This window comes from Bradyrhizobium sp. USDA 4369, from assembly GCF_054056435.1.
Genome location: NZ_JBSRYH010000001.1, coordinates 1,310,854 through 1,329,647 on the forward strand (window position 1 = coordinate 1,310,854; position 18,794 = coordinate 1,329,647).

The 18,794-nt window shown below is 63.6% G+C and carries 8 protein-coding genes; 1 reads left to right on the plus strand and 7 read right to left on the minus strand.

The features are described from left to right. Nucleotides 1-2: 2 nt before the first annotated feature. From ACVIJ6_RS06085 to ACVIJ6_RS06115, 7 genes are all read right to left on the minus strand, one after another. Complete coding sequence (locus tag ACVIJ6_RS06085; RefSeq protein ID WP_456771930.1) at nucleotides 3-9,710, minus strand: amino acid adenylation domain-containing protein; 9,708 nt, start codon at nucleotides 9,708-9,710, stop codon at nucleotides 3-5. A 55-nt stretch (nucleotides 9,711-9,765) separates the two neighbouring features. Further along, nucleotides 9,766-10,728: a TauD/TfdA family dioxygenase gene (locus tag ACVIJ6_RS06090; protein ID WP_456771931.1), complete on the minus strand. Its 963-nt coding sequence runs from the start codon at nucleotides 10,726-10,728 to the stop codon at nucleotides 9,766-9,768. 75 nt (nucleotides 10,729-10,803) lie between these two features. After that, nucleotides 10,804-11,532, minus strand: a complete 729-nt coding sequence (locus ACVIJ6_RS06095) for a thioesterase II family protein (RefSeq protein ID WP_456771932.1) — start codon at nucleotides 11,530-11,532, stop codon at nucleotides 10,804-10,806. Nucleotides 11,533-11,551: 19 nt separating this feature from the next. Beyond that, nucleotides 11,552-11,782, minus strand: coding sequence for an MbtH family protein (locus ACVIJ6_RS06100; protein ID WP_456771933.1), 231 nt, complete (start codon nucleotides 11,780-11,782; stop codon nucleotides 11,552-11,554). 933 nt (nucleotides 11,783-12,715) lie between these two features. Further along, nucleotides 12,716-15,820: a DEAD/DEAH box helicase gene (locus ACVIJ6_RS06105; RefSeq protein ID WP_456776911.1), complete on the minus strand. Its 3,105-nt coding sequence runs from the start codon at nucleotides 15,818-15,820 to the stop codon at nucleotides 12,716-12,718. Between the two features lie 774 nt (nucleotides 15,821-16,594). Beyond that, nucleotides 16,595-17,689, minus strand: coding sequence for an acyltransferase family protein (locus ACVIJ6_RS06110; protein WP_456771934.1), 1,095 nt, complete (start codon nucleotides 17,687-17,689; stop codon nucleotides 16,595-16,597). A gap of 40 nt (nucleotides 17,690-17,729) precedes the next feature. After that, nucleotides 17,730-17,972, minus strand: coding sequence for a hypothetical protein (locus ACVIJ6_RS06115; protein WP_456771935.1), 243 nt, complete (start codon nucleotides 17,970-17,972; stop codon nucleotides 17,730-17,732). Between the two features lie 192 nt (nucleotides 17,973-18,164). On the opposite strand from ACVIJ6_RS06115, the gene ACVIJ6_RS06120 reads away from it, so the two are divergent. Next, nucleotides 18,165-18,779: a hypothetical protein gene (locus ACVIJ6_RS06120; RefSeq protein WP_456771936.1), complete on the plus strand. Its 615-nt coding sequence runs from the start codon at nucleotides 18,165-18,167 to the stop codon at nucleotides 18,777-18,779. Nucleotides 18,780-18,794: the final 15 nt, after the last annotated feature.

Genomic DNA, 18,794 nt, shown 5'->3' on the forward strand with positions numbered 1-18,794 from the left:
TGCTACTCTGCCTCGATCAGCTCTTGGGCCTCACGCGCCTCGAATTCCTCCTCAATCAGCCTGATCGAGACGGCGCGGGCGAATTCTGCCAGCTCCGGGCGAGCGAACAGCTCGGACAATGGCGGCGCGACGCCGAACTCCTGCGAGACGCGGCTGATCAGTCGCACCGCCAGCAGCGAGTGCCCGCCCAGCTCGAAGAAGCGGTCCCTGCGGCTCACACGCTCGACGGCGAGCAGCTCCGTCCAGATCCGCGCAAGAGTGACCTCGATCTCGCCAACAGGAGCCTCATGCACCTGCTCGACAGCGTCGCCTTGGGACGGCGGCAGCAACCTGCGCCTGTCGATCTTGCCGTTGGGCGTGAGCGGCAGTTGCGGCAATACGATCAACCGCCACGGCACCATGTACTCTGGCAGCACCGCGATGAGGGCCGAGCGCAGGCTTGCAGCATCGAGTGCTTCGTCGCCGCCGACATAGCCGATCAAATTCAGGCCGCCGCCGATGTCCCGCGCCACCACGACACTGTCGCGTACGCCGGGCTGCGCCCGGAGCTGCGCTTCGATTTCGCCGAGCTCGATCCGGCGGCCTCGAATCTTCACCTGATGGTCGGCGCGACCGACATAATCGAGCACGCCATCGGCACGCCAGCGCGCCAGATCACCAGTCCGGTATAGCCGCGCGCCGGCCGGCCCAAACGGATCGGGGACGAAGCGCTCCGCGCTGAGTCCTGCACGGTGCCAATAGCCACGTGCGAGTCCCGCGCCGCCGATAAAGAGCTCACCGGCCACGCCAATCGGCGCGAGATTGAAATTCGAGTCGAGCACATAGAGCGTGGTGTTGCCGACCGGCCCACCCAGCACAGGCGATCGATTGTTCGCGTCGAGCCGACGTCGCGCGGACCAGACCGTGGTCTCGGTCGGCCCATACAGGTTCCAGACATCGTGACTCAGCTCCGTCAGCCGCATGGCCAGATCGCCAGCGAGCGCCTCGCCGCCACTCAGCACGCGGCAGCCGTCGGGAAGCCACGCGTCGCCGTCTTCGTGATCAAGCAGCATGCGCCAGCTCGACGGCGTCGCCTGGACCATGGTCACGCCATGTTTGACCATCATCGCCTTCAACGCCGCCGGATCATGCGCGGCGGCCCGATCGGCCAGCACGATGCGGGCCCCGCACGTCAATGGCAGCCACAGCTCCAGCACCGCGATATCGAACGACAGCGACGTCAGGCTCAGCGCGCAATCCGCGGACGCCATCCCCGGCTGCTCGGCCATCGTGGCCAGAAAATTGGCGACCGCGCCATGACGCACCATCACGCCCTTGGGCAGCCCGGTCGAGCCGGAGGTGTAGATCAGATAAGCGAGATTCTCCGGATGCAGGCAGATGCCGAGATTGGCGGCTGAGCCGGCCTCTTGACCGGTCTGATCATCGAGCAACCAGGCCTCGGCGCCGCCATCGGCCAGCGCCGCCGCAAATCGATCCTGCAGCGGCGCTTGCGTCAGCAGCAGCTTCGTGCCGCTGTCGCGGACCATGTGGACGAGACGGTCAGGCGGATAGTCGGGATCGAGCGGCAGATAAGCCCCTCCCGCCTTCAACACCGCAAGCAGCGCCACCAGCATCGTCGGCGCGCGCTCCAGCGCAAGGCCGACCACCACGTCAGGACCGATCCCGCGCGCCCTTAGCCGCCGCGCCAGCCGGTTTGATCGGGCATTCAATTCAGCATAGCTCATCCGGCGCTCGCCGCTGATGACGGCAACCGCATCGGGCGTTCGGGCCGCCTGAGCCTCGATCTGCGCCACGAGGTTCAGCGATCCAGGCGCGAGGGCGTCGTCATCCGCGCTCCCCCAACGCAGAACGCTTGCGAGCGTCTCCTCGCTGGTCGCCTGCAGGCTGCCCATGGCGCGCGTGGCATCGGCCGTGATCGCGAGCAGCCAGTCGCGCATCGCAGCGCTCACCAGCCGTGCCGCGTGCTCATCCAGCTGCGACCGATCATAGTTGAAGTCGAGCCGGAGACTTTCGCCGCTTTCGAAAACCGCGACCGCCATTGCGTAGGTCGTCGGTGTCACATGCTCGACACGTCCGACCTGCGGCAGGGTATCGTTGCGATCCATCAGGGACTGATCGATCGGATAGTTCTCGAACACCAGGATGCTATCGAACATCTGCCGGCCACCAAGCTCGGCGAGGCGCTGGATTTCGTGCAGCGGCATCCATTCATAGTCTCTTGCTGCCACGTTGCGCGCCTGCAGCGCGCGCAGCCAATCACCGGTCGCCGCCTGCGGATGCGCGGCATCGACCAGCGGCAATGTGTTGATGAACAGGCCAATCGCGTGCTCTGCGTCGGCAAGCTCTGCCGGGCGTCCGGCGACGGTGACACCGAAGCAAATGGTGGCCTGCCCGCATAGCTGCCGCAGCACCTGCCCCCAGGCGCCCTGCATCAGCGTATTCATGGTCACCCGCTGCTGCGCCGCGAACCGCTTGAGACGCGTCGCCAGAGCGCCGTCCAGGACCTGCGTCAGCCGTCCGTGTCCGATCGCCCGGCTGATGGTACCCCTGGCGTGCAGCGCATCAGCAAGCAACGTCGGCTCCGCGAGATCGTCCAGTGCCGCGCGCCAGAAACCGGCGGCCACGCTGCGGTCTTGCGTCTGGAGCCAAGCGATGTAGTCACGATATCGACCTTGTGAAACAGCCGGTGTGCCGCCAACCGCGCGCTTCAGGACCTCGGCAAGCAGGCGGGCCGAGCTCCAGCCATCGACCAGCAGGTGATGGTGCGTCCAGATCATCCAGAGCCGATCATGATCGAGCCGGATCAGACGCAGCCGCTGCAGCGGCGGTTGGGTGACGTCGAATCCGAGCGCACGTTCGCGCTGCCCGGCTTCGGCCAACGCCGCGTCGAGATCGACCCCCTCGCGCAATGAGGCCGTCCGGCTGCGCCAATCTTCCTCGACGATCGGAACATCCAGCCGGCGATAGACGATCTGCTGAGCCGCCTCCGAAAGCTGCCAGACAAATCCCGTCCGCAGCACCGCATGCTGCGCGCTCGTCGCCTGCCACGCTGCGCGCAGCGCTGCCGGCGCGACACCACGCAGCTCCACCGCAAGCTGATTGACATAGGCGTCGTTCTGGCCATCGCGAAGCGCGTGAAACAGCAGCCCCTGCTGCATCGGCGACAGCGGATAGATCTCTTCGATATTGCGAACATCGCGCGCTGCACAGAGGCGATCGAGCGTCACCTGATCGAGATTCGCGAGCGGGACGTCGGAGGGCGTGAGGCAGCCCGCGCTCTGAACGCAGTGATCCACGAGACCGCGCAGCGCTGCGCGATAGAGCTCGGCGACCCGCTCGATCGTCGCCCACCGATAGCGGCGTCGGCCATAGTGGAAGGCAAGACGGAGGCTGCCGTCGCGCACCTCGCCATTGATGGTGAGCCAGGCCCGCAACGGCGTGTCCGCCGCTCGCATCACGCCGGGATCTTCCGCGCCGATCCGATACGCGGCCGCCGCGCCGAGGTCCTGGTCGAACCGGCCGAGATAGTTGAAGATGACCCGCGGATTTGGCGCCCGCGAGAGTGCCTCGCGATGCTCAGCCCTGCCGAGATAGCGAAGGATACCATAGCCGATTCCATGATCGGGAACGGCACGCAGTGCTTCCTTCACTTTCTTGATGAGGGCTGCATCGGCGTCAGCGCCGCCCTTCAGGCGGAACGGGAATGCGCTCGTGAGCCATCCCACCGTTCGCGTGATGTCGGCATCGGCAAAGATGTCCTCACGACCATGACCCTCGAGTTCGATCGCGATGTCGTCGCGACCGCACCAGATCGCGATCGCGCGTGCCAGCGCGGCGAGCAGCAGGTCGTTGATCCTGGTGCGGTAGGCTGCCGGCGCGGCCTCGAGAAGCTGCACGGTCAGCTCCGCGCCCACATCGAGCACCACCTCTTCAGCGTCGGCTTCGAGGTCGACGCCGCCATGGTCGTCATCGCACGGCAGATCACTCCCTTGGGACGCTGCCAGCCAGAACGGCAACTCGGACGCGAGCCGTTCGGATGTTGCATATGCGTGCAGCCGCTGTGCCCAGGACGACGGCGAGTCGCTTTTCGGCAAGGTGACCGCCGCAGCTCCGGCCTCGAGCTGCTCGCAAGCCGTGGCGATGTCCTCAAGCAGGATGCGCCAGGACACGCCATCCACAGCGAGGTGATGGATTGCGACCAGCAGACGCTGGCTGCCGTCGACGAGATCGCAGCCGACTGCGCGGAGCAGGGTTCCCGACGCCAGCGAGAGGCTGGCCTGCGCAGACGATGTGATGGCGCCAATATCAGCCAGCTCGACCCCACTTCGGATCCACAGCAAATCAGAGGCTGCAGGCTGATCGGCAAGGGACGCCTGCCAAGCATCCGCCACTCGACGATACCGCATACGGAGCGCGTCGTGATGCAGGACGACCGCCATGAGCGCGGCCTGGAGCACGCTCCACCTGATGCGATCTCGCGGTACGAGCAGCACGGCCTGATTGAAGTGATCACGGCTGGGGATCGTCTCTGCAAAGAACCGCAATTGGATCGGCAGCAGCGCCGCAGCGTCGGAGTTCACGACGCTGCGCGCTGCTGCCGACGCCGCCACAGCCGGCGCGGAGGTGGTCGCAACCACGCTGGCCAGGGCCGCGATCGTCTGCTGCGCAAATACCTGCTTGGGTGTCAGAATCACGCCGCGCTTGCGCAGCCTTGCGATGATCTGCAGGCTGAGAATGGAATCGCCGCCGAGCTCGAAGAAATTGTCGTCGCGGCCGATGCGGTCGCGGCCCAGAACCTCGCGCCATACGGCGGCAATGGTCTGCTCGACTTCCCCGACCGGATCGGCATAGGTGGTCTTGGCCTCGTCATCGGGTTGCGGCAGCGCAGCCCGGTCCAGCTTGCCGTTCGCGGTCAGCGGCAGGCGGTCGAGAATGATCACGCGCGAAGGAACCATATAGTCCGGCACCAGCGCAGCCATTTGCGTCCGCAGGATTTCCGGCGAGAGCTCCGCCCCCGTCTCCACGACGCAATAGGCCACGAGCTCGAACCGATCCTGCTCGACGTCGCTCGCGTGGGTCACAACGGCTGCATCGACCACGTGACTGAGTGAGGTCATCACCCGCGCAATCTCGGTCGGCTCGACGCGGTAGCCACGGAGCTTGACCTGATCATCTCGTCGGCCGAGGAACACGATCCGTCCAAGTCGATCGCACCGCACGCGATCACCGGTGCGATAGAGGCGCTCGCCGGGTGGTCCGAAAGGATCCGGAACGAAGCGTTCGGCGGTCTGCCCCGGCGCCCCACGATAGCCTCGCGCAACGCTTGGGCCACCGACATAGAGCTCGCCTGCGACCCCGGTTGGCACCACGTTCAACGCATCGTCGAGCACGTAAGCGCGCAGGTTCGCCAGGGGCAGGCCGACCGGTACGACATCGCCTTCAGTGCCCCCTGCCCACTCATGGGTCGCGATCCCCACGGTGGTTTCGGTCGGGCCGTAATGATTGACGATCCGGCATTCCGGTCGCAACTGCTGCACGTCTGCAAGCAGACGCGGATCGCTAGGCTCACCACCGAGCACGAGCACATCGCGCGGCAGCAGGTCCTCCGAACGGCGCGCCTGCAACAGACCGCGCAGATGGCTCGGAACGATCTTGAGGATGTCGACCCTCCCCTCACGCATGGCCTGTGCGAAGGCGTCGGCATCGAACGCGGCATCAGCGGGCAGCAGGTTCAGGGTCGCACCACTGGCGAGCGCGCCGAACAGGACGGTGTGACCGAGGTCGGCAGCGACGGTCGAAACCATCGCCATGCTGGCATCCACCTCAGGCCGCAGCCGCGCCAGCACCGCCTGCACGTAGTTCGCCAGCGCGCCATGCGACACCGCGACGCCCTTCGGCGCGCCGGTCGAGCCGGAAGTGTAGATGATATAGGCGGTCTGGGCCGAATGATTGGCATGCGGCACGAATCGGTCGGAGATGTCGTGATCGCGCCATTCGGCATCGAGCGCCAGACATTCCAACCCGCGCGCTGCTACGAGGCGATCGCCGGTCGCGATCAGCAGGCGGATCCCTCCCTCTTCGAGGATACGCCGCACGCGGGCGACAGGCCAAGCCGGATCGAGCGGGACATAGGCGCCGCCAGCCTTCAACACCCCGAGCAGCGCCGCGACGAACGCCGGGGACCGCTCGATCCACAGTGCGACGGGTACTTCGCGCCCGACGCCGTGCGCCGCCAGCCTATGCGCAATCTGATCCGACCAGCGTTGCAGCTCGGCGACTGTGACACTGGCCTGCGCCTGCCGAAGAGCGACCTTGTGGCCCCGACCCGCGGCCGCCGCCTCGATCAGGGCAACGATGTCCGTCAATGGGAACGTTCGGTCCTCCTGCGTCACCGCCTGGCGAAGATGAGGTACAAGAGCGAAATCGGTCAGCGGACGTTCGACGCCGTCTGCGATCTGTTCCAGGAATTCGACGAATTGGGCGCCCATCCGCTCGATGGTGAGCCTCTCGAACAGATCGGTTGCGTAATTGAGACTGGCCGCCATGCCCGCGGCGCCATCGACGACATCGAGCGCGAGATCGAAATGCGAGCCGGCCAGATCCATGATGCGGGTTTCGGCGCGCAGGCCGTCGGCCGCTGTGAATCCTCGCGGCTCCGCCATGTAGTTGAACTTGACCTGGAACAGAGGATTATGTCCGCCCAGGCGCACGGGGTTCAGCGCGTCGACAAGCCTGTCGAACGGCAGGTCCTGATGCCCGAGCGCCGCAATGACCTCGGCTTTCGCCTGGTTCAGCAGATCGCCGAAGCTCATATCGTCAGCCGCATCGGCGCGCAGCACCAGCGTGTTGACGAAGCAGCCGATCAGGGCGTCAAGTTCAGTCTGCCGGCGGCCGGCGACCGGCACGCCAACCCGCAGAACCGACTGGCCCGAATAGCGGAACAACAATAGCTGATAGGCGGAAAGCAGCAGCATGAACATGCTGACGCTTTGCTCACCGGCACGCCTACGCAGCTTCCGCGCCAGATCCGACCCGATCTCGAGGTGAATGGTATCGCCACGATAACTCTGAACCGGCGGGCGCTGCCGATCGAACGGGAGCGCCAGCGGTTCCTGCGTCTCGCCAAGCCGCTCGCGCCAATAGGCGATCTGCCGATCGGCCTCTGGACTCGCCAGCCAAGCCCGTTGCCATGCCGCGTAGTCGGCATACTGGACGACGAGCGGCGGCAGTGACGCTGGAGATTGCTGCCCATGCGAGCCATAGATGCTCGAGAGTTCGTTCAACAGCACGTTAAGTGATAGACCATCGGCCACGATGTGATGCGCCAAGAGCAGCAGTTGGTGCCTATCGTCGGCCAATTGCACCAGAACGGCGCGCAGCAGCGGCCCATTGACGAGATCGAACGGCCTTGCCAGCTCACTTTGGATTCGCGCTGCGGCCCGCATGGCACGATCTGCCGCCGAGCAACGCCGCAGATCCTCGACGGCGACGGGCACCTCCTGGACGTCATGAATCACTTGCGCCGCTCGGCCATCATGGGACGCGAAGGTGGTGCGAAGCGGTTCGTGGCGCGCGACGATGTCGTTCAGAGCGCGTACCAGCCGAGCCTGATCGAGTGCGCCTTCGAACCTGACCGTACAGGCGACGGTGTAGGCCGTGCTGGCAGGGTCCATGCTCCAAAGGAACCAGAGCCGCTCCTGTGCAGGCGACAGCTGCACGCGGGCGTCCGGAGGCGCGGTCCGCAGCGGCGGCACGGCGTCAGCCACACGGTCCGCGGCATCGATCGAGGCGGCCAGAGCACCGAGCGTGGGCGCATCAAAAAAGCTGCGCAGATCAAGATCGACATGCAGGCGCTCACGCACCCGTCCGGCAATCTGCACAGCCGTAATCGAATTGCCGCCAAGCACGAAGAAGTCATCGTCACGGCTGACTTTCGCAAGGCGAAGCACGTCCTGCCAGATCAGTGCAAGACTGCGCTCGGTCTCTGTGAGCGGATCCGGCGCCAGCCGCTCGGCCGTCTCTTCTCCCCGTGCGAACACCTTGAAACTGTCGAGCGTCCCCTGCATCCAGCCCGCGCGGCAGGAGGAACGTTGCAGCTTCCCGCTGGTGGTCAGCGGCATGCCCTGCGGATTCAGCAGCACGACAACCGCGGGATATTCCTGGGTCTGGCGCATGACCGCATCGCCGACGGCCTTGATCAAGGCGTCAGACGGCGTCCGCCGCAGCACGGCCCTGCTGAACTCTGCGGCGATGCCGATGCCTTCGGCACCGTCAAGCTCGACCGGGAATGCCGCGACGCGTCCCTTCCGAACCTGGGGCACCTCGGCCTCGACAGCTTGTTCGAGATCGAATGGATAGATGTTCTGACCGCGAACGATCAGCAGATCCTTGAGCCGCCCCGTCACGACCAGCGCGCCATCGCGAAGGAAGCCGAGGTCGCCCGTGCGCAGCCAGCGCGAGCCGTCTCTGTTTACAAATGTCTGTTGCGTCGCCTGTGCGTTGTTCCAATAGCCGTTGGCCACGCTCGGGCCAGCGACCCAGATCTCGCCGATCTCGTCCGCATCGGCCTCACCCGATCCATCCGGCCGCATGATCCGCACGACGTGATGTTCGGCTGCGACGCCACACGCCATCAGTGCGGAGCCCTCATCGGCATCGGCGACACGTCCCTGAGCAAGCGCGCTCGGTTCGAGCGTGTGGCACACGGCCCTGCTTGTACGTTCGCCTGCTGTGACCAGCAGGGTCGCCTCGGCGAGTCCATAGCACGGCGTCAGCGCGCGCTGATCGAATCCTGCGGGACGGAAGCGCTCAGCGAACCGTTCGAGCGTCGCACGCCGCACGAATTCTGAGCCGGAAAATGCAAAGCGCCAGCGGCTGAGATCAAGGCGCGAAATCGCTTCGTCGGAGATCCGGTCCGCGCAGAGTGCAAAAGCAAAGTCCGGCCCGCCACTGACCGTGCCGCCATGCCGATCAATCGCATCGAGCCAGCGGCGCGGCTGCTCGAGGAAATTGCGCGGCGACATCAACACTGCCGAGTAGCCCGTGAACAGCGGACTCAGCAATCCGCCCATCAGACCCATATCATGGTAGAGCGGCAGCCAGCTGACAAAGACGTCGTCCGCCGTCACCCCCGTCGCGGCCTCGATCGCGACCTCGTTGGCGACGAGGTTCCGGTGTGTGACGCAAACGCCTTTCGGTTGCGCCGTCGATCCTGAGGTATATTGAAGGAATGCGATCGCATCGCCTCGCGGCCTGGTCTCGCGCCAGGACGCCGCGCCTTCCACCGCTATGGCATCGACGGTGAGAACATGAGGGACGATGCGGCCGAACGAGGCAGGGATCTTGTCGCGCAGACCCGCCGCGGTGAGGATGAAGCGGGGCGCCGCGTCGCGCAGGATGCCATCGAGGCGAGCCGTATGGCGCTCCTTGCCGCTTTCCGGCGGATATGCGGGCACGGCAATCACGCCGGCGTAGAGGCACGCATAGAAGGCCACGGCGTAGTCTAGGCCGCTCGGCAGCAGAATGACGGCCCGTTCTCCGGCACCACCGAAATCCTGCAGCTGTGCGGCCAGGGCACGTACACGCCGGTCGAGATCAGCGAACGTCAACTCTCCAACGACATTCTCGCCTTCGATGAAGCGCAGCGCCAGACGGTCGGCTCGCAGTGTAGCGTGCTCACGCAGTCGTTCGACGAGAGTTTCTGGGAACATGTTGCAGATTTCCGCTAACGGCGTGGCATTCGATCTGTCGTTTGGGCGACTGGGTTCACTGCAGCCCGTAGGCTTGCGCCATCGCGACGATGACCCGGCGCGGTCCCTTGAACGGCTCGCGGGCATGCGCCGTCAGCATGTTGTCGAGCATCACGACGTCACCCGCCTGCCAGGGGAAGATGATCTTGTGGCGGTCGAGCACGTCGCGGACAGCAGCGAGCGTCTCATCCTCGATCGGCGAGCCGTCGCCATAGAAGGCGTTGCGGGGCAGTTCGAGCGGATCGCTCACGATGTCGAGCAGGCTTTCGCGCACCTCGGGTGCAAGACTGGAGACATGGAAGAGATGCGCCTGATTGAACCACACCTTGTCCCCCGTGAAGGGATGCACAGCGGTGCCCTGGCAAACCTGGCGTGTGCGCAGCTCATCGCCGTCCTTCCATTCGCAGGCGATCGCATGAGCCGCACAATACGCCTCGACTTCGGCCTTTGATTGCGTTCCGAACACGTCTCGCCAGTCAACGTCGAGGCCGCTGCCATAGTTGCGGACGTACATGACGCCCTTCTCGGCAAATCGGCTGCGGATCGCGGCAGGCATGTCGCGGTAGATGAGCCGGCTGTCGGCGATCGGCGTCTCGCCGCCCTGCTGAGCTGGCTGTTCGCAATAGAACCAAATCTTCAACGGCCAATCGCGCGTGTAGGCCTGCTCATTGTGCAGGGGAATGCTTTGATGCGGCGGATATTCTGTCGACGTGTAGACGCCAGAGCTCACTTGCGTGCGCGGAGTCGAACCGAATTCATAGCTGAGCAGAGGATGACCAAAGCTGGCAGCGAAGCTCCTGAATGCTTCGACGCCGTCGAGATGAAAGTCGCGAAACAGAATCCCGCCGCTGGCCTGGAGCTGCCTCTCGATCATGCCCCGCAGCTCACTAACGGCATCCGTCAGTGACTGCTGCTTGCCGCTGGCACGCAAAAGAAACGGAAGCGCCTCATCATCCATTTTAGGTTGCATTGCGAACATGAATCCTCCCTGCTTTCCATCTCGACCGCGTCATCGCCCTTCCTTCAAGAAGACGATGCAGCCAACTTCCGCTCGCTATGACTCCGCGTCGACAGCAGCAGGTTGGCGCCAGCTTTCGCGTGCCAAGAGTGCGGCGATGCGGCTGACCAATTCGGACTGCCGCGCATGAATGAAGAAATGATCGCCTGCCAGCACGTCGAGCCTGAACGACGCCGACGTCTCGTCACGCCAGGCCTCAAGCGCCTCCAGGCGCGTCTCGTCCCGGTCTCCGCCGAACACCTGTATCGGACAAGGCAAGCGCTTCCGCCGTTGCGGGACGTAGTTGCCGCACATCAGGAAATCGGCCCGCAGAATCGGCAGAGCGTGACGCATGATCTCCGGGCTTTCCAGGGTTTCCGGCGGCGTGCCCTTCAATCTCGACAACTCGCCGCGAAGCGCATCATGGTCGAGCGGTTCCTGCCAACGGCTCCCGTCACGCATCGCCGGCGCCTCCGTTCCAGATACGAGCAAGATCTGCGGACTGGGCGCGCCGCGCGCAAGCAATCCGTGCGCCACCTCGAAGGCGATCAACCCGCCGAGACTGTGCCCGAACAACGCATAAGGCAATCGCCACGCCGTCCCGATCAACTCAGTTGCAAGCTTATCAGCGAGTCCGGCCATTTCCGTGTGCAGAGGCTCGTCCATTCGCGCACCACGGCCAGGCAGCTCCAGGGGCACCACCTCGATCCATGACGGAAGAAGGCGCCTCCAGCGCGCATAGATCATGGCGCTGCCTCCCGCGTAAGGCAAACAGATGAGCCGCATCGGAGCCAGCCCCTTGGATCTAGGATTGAGCCGGTGTCTGGGGGTTTTCCTGCATGAACTTGCGCAGCGACAACGGCCGCATGTCCGTCCAGGCCCGTTCGATATGATCCAGACATTCCTTCTTGCTGCCGGTGACGCCGACCGCTTTCCACCCGTTCGGAATGTCCTTGAATGTCGGCCAGATCGAATATTGCTCTTCGTGATTCACGACGACGGTGAAGGTGACATCATCCCTGTCGAAGACCATCATGCCCGGCTACTCCTACTAACAAGCGATAGTGATGAGCTACGAGTAATGCAGCTGAGAATGACAGTCAAAAGGATACCGCCCTCTCAAGTTTTTAATCTCTCCAAGGTGACGCTGTGCTGACGACACAACATCAGGATGCGTTACAGTTTGAACGTGTTTCGACCTTTGACAGGTCGACCAAGGCTCCTCGTGATCAAAGTCGAAGTGTCGAGACGCCGAGCGCATCACAAATTCGCGGTTGAATGCGACTGAACTCCGACGATGCCCAAAGCGAGCACCAACGAGCTCCCAAGGCTCAACGAGATCGTTAGCCCACCGCCGCCATCGATCACGCAACGACCCATTCGGACATCCCGATCATTCCAAGCTCCAGCCCTTGTTACGTGGGCGCTCCTAACACACGGGCATTTCTGGATGACGGCACGACGGATAGAACTCGTCTAACAAGCACCAAGCCGGTCGACGACTCCGGGCAAGCATGTTGGTAATACAGCGATTTCTCTTCGTAGATACTTCTTCGACGCTTTCCAAAGAAGCGCGCCAACAGCGACGGCATCAACTCGGCCCCTTGAAAGCGCCGCAAAGCAGGCGCGTTCCGTCATTCAACTCGGCAGCATGTGGCCAAGCCCCGAAGACGTCAGGCCATCGCTTTGCTAAGCAACCGCAACTTATCAGTTCGCATATCTTTGGTTCTATATTGCTTCAGACGCGCCACAGATGTGACACGCAGCGCTCTAAACTGCGGCGATACGTGGCACACGCATTTTATTATGCCTTGCCACGGCAGGCTCGAACGATCATCCCTGCGGCAACAGCAACAAGGGGCGCTCAATCACCCCGGTCAAGGGGCACGCTTCATCGCCTTCATCTCTGCCCCCGAAGAGGGCACACAGGATCGCTTCAAATTGAGCGGAATGTCGCTCTTCATTCGTCTTATTCGTCCAGGAGATCCAAGAAAAGCTCTACTCTTCGTAAAGCAGGTTCATTGCTGCGCCCGGGATAGACGACGCGATCGCCCTCGCGCTGCAGCAGTCGCGAGCAGGACTTCCTGATCCTCCCTGCGAGCATCGTTGCAGCGATCGCATCCGGCCCGACGTCGAGACGCATGATCCCTCGTTGCCGGCAATTCACCCTGAGCCTGGCAACAGCAAAGAAGTTGCTGGCCTCGGACGGCAGCTTTCCAAATCGGCGCTGCGTTTCATCCTCGAGCTCCTCCAGCTCGTCATCACTGCGGCACCGAGCGGCCCGAGCATAGATCTCGAGCCTGACGGCCTCCGATTGCACATAGCTCGCGGGAAGCAGCTCAGGGATGGGCAAATTCAGTTCAGGGATCCAGAGCGCGGACATTCCGTCGCGATCTCCCTCCAGCGCAAGTGTAAGAAGGTGGCCGTAAAGAGTCGGCCCGAACACCTGCATGTGGCCGGATTGTCGATCGGAGCGCAGGTCGCCGCCGCCACGGAGGTCGAGGTCGCGAGCGCTGATGGCAAAGCCAGCGCCCGGACGGCTCAATTCCTCGAGAACCGAGAGCCGCTTTTCCGAGCGTTCAGAGCCGCCTTCTGTCAGGAAATGCGCAAACGCCCGGATGCCACCGCGTCCCACTCGTCCCCTGAGCTGATGCAACTGTGCCAAGCCGAATTTTTCCGGCCAGCATACGACGATCGTGTTCGCACGTGGAATGTCGAGGCCGCTTTCCACGATGTTGGTGGCAAGCAGTACATCGGTACGGCCCTCGACGAACCCCATCAATCTCTCGTCGATCTCGTCCGTTGGCAACTTGCCGTGAATGGTACTGATACGGAGTTCCGGCACCAGCGCGTGAACCTTGGCCAGGAGGGGATCGAGATCCTGGATCCGCGGACAAATGACAAAGCTCTGACCGTTGCGTCTGTGCTCACGAATCAGGGCAGCGGCGATCGCGATGTCCGACAACGGCGCCACCTTGGTGGCGACCGGAACACGATGCACCGGCGGGGTCGCGATCACGCTGAGATCCCGCAAACCCGTCAGGCCAGCCGCGAGGGTGCGGGGGATCGGCGTCGCACTCATCCAGAGCCTGTGGCCGTTCTTATTGAGGTTCGACAACATGGCTTTCTCGGCAGCGCCGAAATGCTGTTCCTCGTCAATGATGATCAGGCCAAGGTCAGCAAATCTCACCTCCTTCGATGCCAGCGAGAGGGTCCCGACCACGATCCTGAGTTCTCCGCTCTTGAGGCGCTCCCTCACGTCGCGCGCGTCAGCGGCCGAGGCCACCCGCGACAAGTTTCCAACATCGAAGCCGAGAGGCGCAAAGCGCTTGCGGAAGGTTTCGAAATGCTGTCGTGCGAGCACCGTCGTCGGCACGACGATAGCGACCTGCTTTCCGGCCAGCACAGCGGCTGCCGCCGCGCGCAACGCCACCTCGGTTTTGCCGAAACCGACGTCGCCACAGACGATACGGTCCATCGGGTGCCCCGATGCAAGATCATCCAGAACGTCGCGAATAGCCTTCGCCTGATCGGGGGTGGTGAAATAGGGAAACCGCGCGACGAACTTTTCGTAGGCAGCCGGGCGCGGCACAAGCTTCGGAGCCGGACGCCGCCGGCGCTGCCTCATCTGCTTGGCCAGCTCCTTGGCGACGACGTGAATCTCCGTCTCGGCCGCAGCTCGCCGCGGCCGCCACGAGCTGCCGTCCGCCTTGTCCAGCGAGGTGTTCCCGAGTTCAGCGGCATACGGCCAGATCAGGGCCAATTCCGCAAGAGGAACGAGAACGGCGTCGTTTCCGGCGAAGACCAGCCTGACCATCTCGCGCGCCGAAAGATCTCCGCTGCCCATGGATCTCAAGCCGCCAAGGCGCGCCAGTCCACGTTGCAGATGAACGACCACGGATCCGAGCTCGGGGAGGTCGCCTGCATCGAAGCCAGGCGTCCAAGCCCAGTTCGTCGGTTGCGGTTGGTGTGCCCTGCTGCCGAGCACGTCGGTCGCAGTGATGACCACGAGCGGCTTCTTTCCAGGAACAACAAAGCCCGCATCGAAGCCGGCCAGCAACGCGGCCTGCCGCCGGCCCCTTGCGGTCGCGTGCGCCCAATCGGGCACGCATTCGGCTTTGGCAGCGCTCATCCGGGCCATGAGACGCAGATCCGATTCGACCGCAGCGACGAACACCACACGTGCGTCACCGCGTTGGGCTTCCTCGATAAACGCACGGAGCGCCTTCCGGGGCGAGGACGCCTTATAGAACTCCGGCGTCGCGCGAAACGGAACGGTCGGCGCCAACAGGGAGATCTTCTTTGCCGCCTTATCCCATTCGCGTCGACTCAGATATGCACGGTCACGCTCGCCACGGGCGGCTGCATCCTCGATCGTGCTCAACCAAGTATCGGCGTGCCTGGGCACCGCGCTGTCGGCGATCCACTTGGCGCGCGAACAGTAATCGAACAGGCTGCATCGTTTTCGAGCTCGATCCCTGAACGCCAGACGCTCGGACATCGGATCGATGAAGAGCTCGTTGGTCTCGGAAATCACCTCCTGATCCATCGGATTGATCGCTGCGATACGCCGGATTCGTCCTCCGGAGTGCTCTATTCTCAACGGCCCGAGCGCGCCGGCCGGGAAGATCTCAAAGGTGTTGCCGTGAAACAAAACTCCACCGGGATAATCCGGGCTGTCGTCCAGATCGTACCCAAGGGCCTTCAAGCGAGCCTCAAGGTCGGCTTCGGAATAGATCGCCCCAGTCCGAAGTTGGAATCCGATACGAGACCAGTTTGTCGGCAACGGCAGGAGCTCCATCATGGCTTCCGCCGTCGTGATCAGCAGGATCGGCTTCTTTGCCCCGGCCAGCCGTCTCAGGACAGAACTCCGTCGGCCTGCAATATCACGTGACGGCTCAAGCTGATCGAACGGGAGCGTGTTCAAGCGCGGATAGACGAGCACATCACAGGCCGGCTCGATGACGGGGATGATAGAGCCCAAACGCTCGGCTCGGCTCTCATTTTCCGCAAGGAACACAAGTCCGCCTCGGCCCGAAGCACGCCATTGCGCCGCGACATACAGCGCCAGCATGCCGAGCGGAGATGAGGAGGAAATGCCGGCCCGAAGCGGAGCGCTCGTTTTTGTCGCAACGACCGTCTTCTTCCGCGGAGCGGCCTTCAATGGAGCGGCTTGCTTTGCTGGTGCTTTCTTGCGCAGCGTTGAGCCGCGGGCGGTACGAAGAGCGGATGTCACTGAAGTCTCGTGCTGAATTGACGAATGCCAGGCAAGCCTGCGAATCTCGTTCGGAGCTTTAGCGGATTCGGCGGCTCGAGGGGATCCAAACTTCGGAGTATCCAACATTGGGCCGCCCTTGAGCGCAAAGGTGTCACTAACCGGCACTCGCGCAGCCCTCCGCGGAGCGAACCAGACGCCGCAGAAATCGCCGCGCCTCGACGCCTACCTCACTCATGACCACGGTACTTGAAAGTGCGGTTCCTTTGTGATCGAGCTGCACAGAGTTCATGAGCCGGAGCCGAGAAAAGCACGCAGCGGGCGATTGAGTTGAGGCAAGATCGTCGCACGCGAGGATGAACGGCAAGGCCTCAAGAGCAATGGCGCCTCCAGAGGGTGTCCCGGCAAGACGAGAATAGGGATCGCTGATGCGATCGGCGTGGTGCGTCACGAGCTTCGAGCGCCCACTGCGGTCGCAACGCGGTACACCCGATCTATCCGATCACGCAGATGCTAAAGCACGACGGCGAAGGTTCCGCTGCGAGGCAGCCCCCTCATCGGTGCGGCTGAGCACCAGCTGATCTCCACCATCCAAGACCATGGAATTCAGCCGCGCCGTCACCGGCGCATGTCTCATCGCGGCGAAGCGGCTTCCGAACGGCGCGGGGCCAGCAGTCTGCGGCCGAAATCGAGCAGCCTGCGTTCGATCAGCACATGGGCGGCCGCACCGGCTGCAAGGCAGATGAGAATGACAAACGGCACCACCGGCAACAACGACATTTCGCTCAGGCGCGGCTGGTTCTTCACGATGCGCGCGAACACGACCATCACAAACGGGTGGGTGAGATAGATCGCGTAGGAGCAGTCGCCGAGCCATGCCATCGCGCGCTCAAGCCTCGAGCCGACCGCATTGAGACTCAGCGAGGACGCGACAATGAGCAACGCCGGAAGCCCCCAGGCGACGACCCGCGCGGCCGGGGGCAGTCCATTTGTCGTCTCATGCGGGACGAACAGCGAGGCCAGGACGATGGCGGACAGTCCCGCGGCGATCCCGATCGACGCGGGAAGCGGGGACAGGCGACGAAACGCGGTTGCGAGCAGCATGCCCATGCAGAACTCGATGACGATGGGATTGGACAGAAAGTCCTCCCGGTCCCCAAGCAGCAGGCTTGCCGCCAGCAATGCCGCGATCGCAGTCGTGATGGCGAAGACCGCGACGTGGCGCGACCACTGCAGAAACAAGGCGGCCGCAAATAGCATGTAGAAATACATTTCGTAGATCAGGGTCCACGACACGGTCAGAACCGGCTGGTCCGTCGGCAGCAGGAGCACCGCCCGCAGCCAGATCGCAGGCGTCGGATCCAGCTTGCGATAGAATCCGAGCCCCCAAAGGATCAGGATCAGCAGTAGACACGTCCAGTAGAACGGATAGATCCTGACAAATCGCTTGGCGAGAAACGCCCCTGCGCCGATGGTTGGACGCTCGGAGGCGAAACTCGCATAGACCATGACGAAGCCGCTGATCACGAAGAAGATGTCGACACCGGACGCGCCGAACGTCGTCAACCAGTCCGGGCTGGTCGGCGCGGCCGTGGACGCGAGCGACTCCTCGAGCGTGTGATGCAGGACGACCATCGACGCAGCCAGGCCGCGCAGCATCTGGATGCCGATCAGATCCGGCTTCTTCTCGGCTCCGGCAGGCTCGCGGACAACACCGGTCTCGATCATGTCAGCGCCCAGGATTGACGTTTGAGAATTCGGACCAGCCTCAAGGTACTGGAAGATCGAGGACGCATTCGGCGGCAATGAGGTGGGCTGCTTCCACGCGCTCCTCGGGCATGTCCGGCACGATCGACGGCGCCTGCACCTCGCGCAGCGCCAATTGCTGCAACAGCTCCAACAGCCGCGGCGGAACGCTGGTCGAGCTCCGATCCAGGTAATACCGCAGTCGCTCGCCAACCTCGTTGCAGATCGCCCTGCAATGCTGGCTGCTCAGCTTTGCCTCGCTCATCCCGGTCACCCTCCGTCAAGGAGGATGAGAGTTCCCTCTGAGGACCTCGTTAATGAAAGCGATCCGCCGCGGCTTATGGTCAACCTGACGTTAACGGGTGATCCGGGATCAACCGGACCCGCCCCGTAAAACGGACGTTAACCAAGAGCGGCTAATTTTACCTCACACGACGAGGTACTCACGGGGGCCGACGTGGATATCGTACTTTACGGAATGCTCACGCTGTTGGGGGCCTCGTTCTATTTCGCCTGGTCCTGCGGACGGTCCTACCAGGCGCGCGGACGGATCAGAGGAATCGAGGAAGCGGTCCGCGAGCTTCAGGTCGGCATGGCGTCCCATCTGGCCAGCACCCCGGGCGCCGACATCCAAAACGCGCTGAAGAACCTCTCCAAGATGCTCGCACAGAGCTCCGAGCCGCGCCGGCGCGAGACCGACCCCATCCCGTCCCTGCTCTGGGTTCTCGGTGCAGCTCTGGGCGAGGAATGCTGGCGGATCGGGCATGGCGCAGGCGTCCGGCGCAAGGCGCCCGCCGAAGGTCAGATCAGACTCGACCTTTCGCCGACCGAGCTGCTGCAGCTCGGCGGGCTTGCCAATCTCGGCTTCCAACACATGATGCCCAATGCGCGGATCATCGCGACGCACCGGTTCGTGGATGTCGATGACGCAAGAGATGCGTCGCGATCACTGAGCAAGGTCGAGGCTGCGATTCCGAGCAAATACCGTCCCGACCTGCTGCATCAGGCTGAAAGCCGCGAGGAGCTGATCAAGGGCTGGTGGCGGCCGGCCGTGCGGCCCAAATCAGCCTGACAGGGCTCAGGCCCG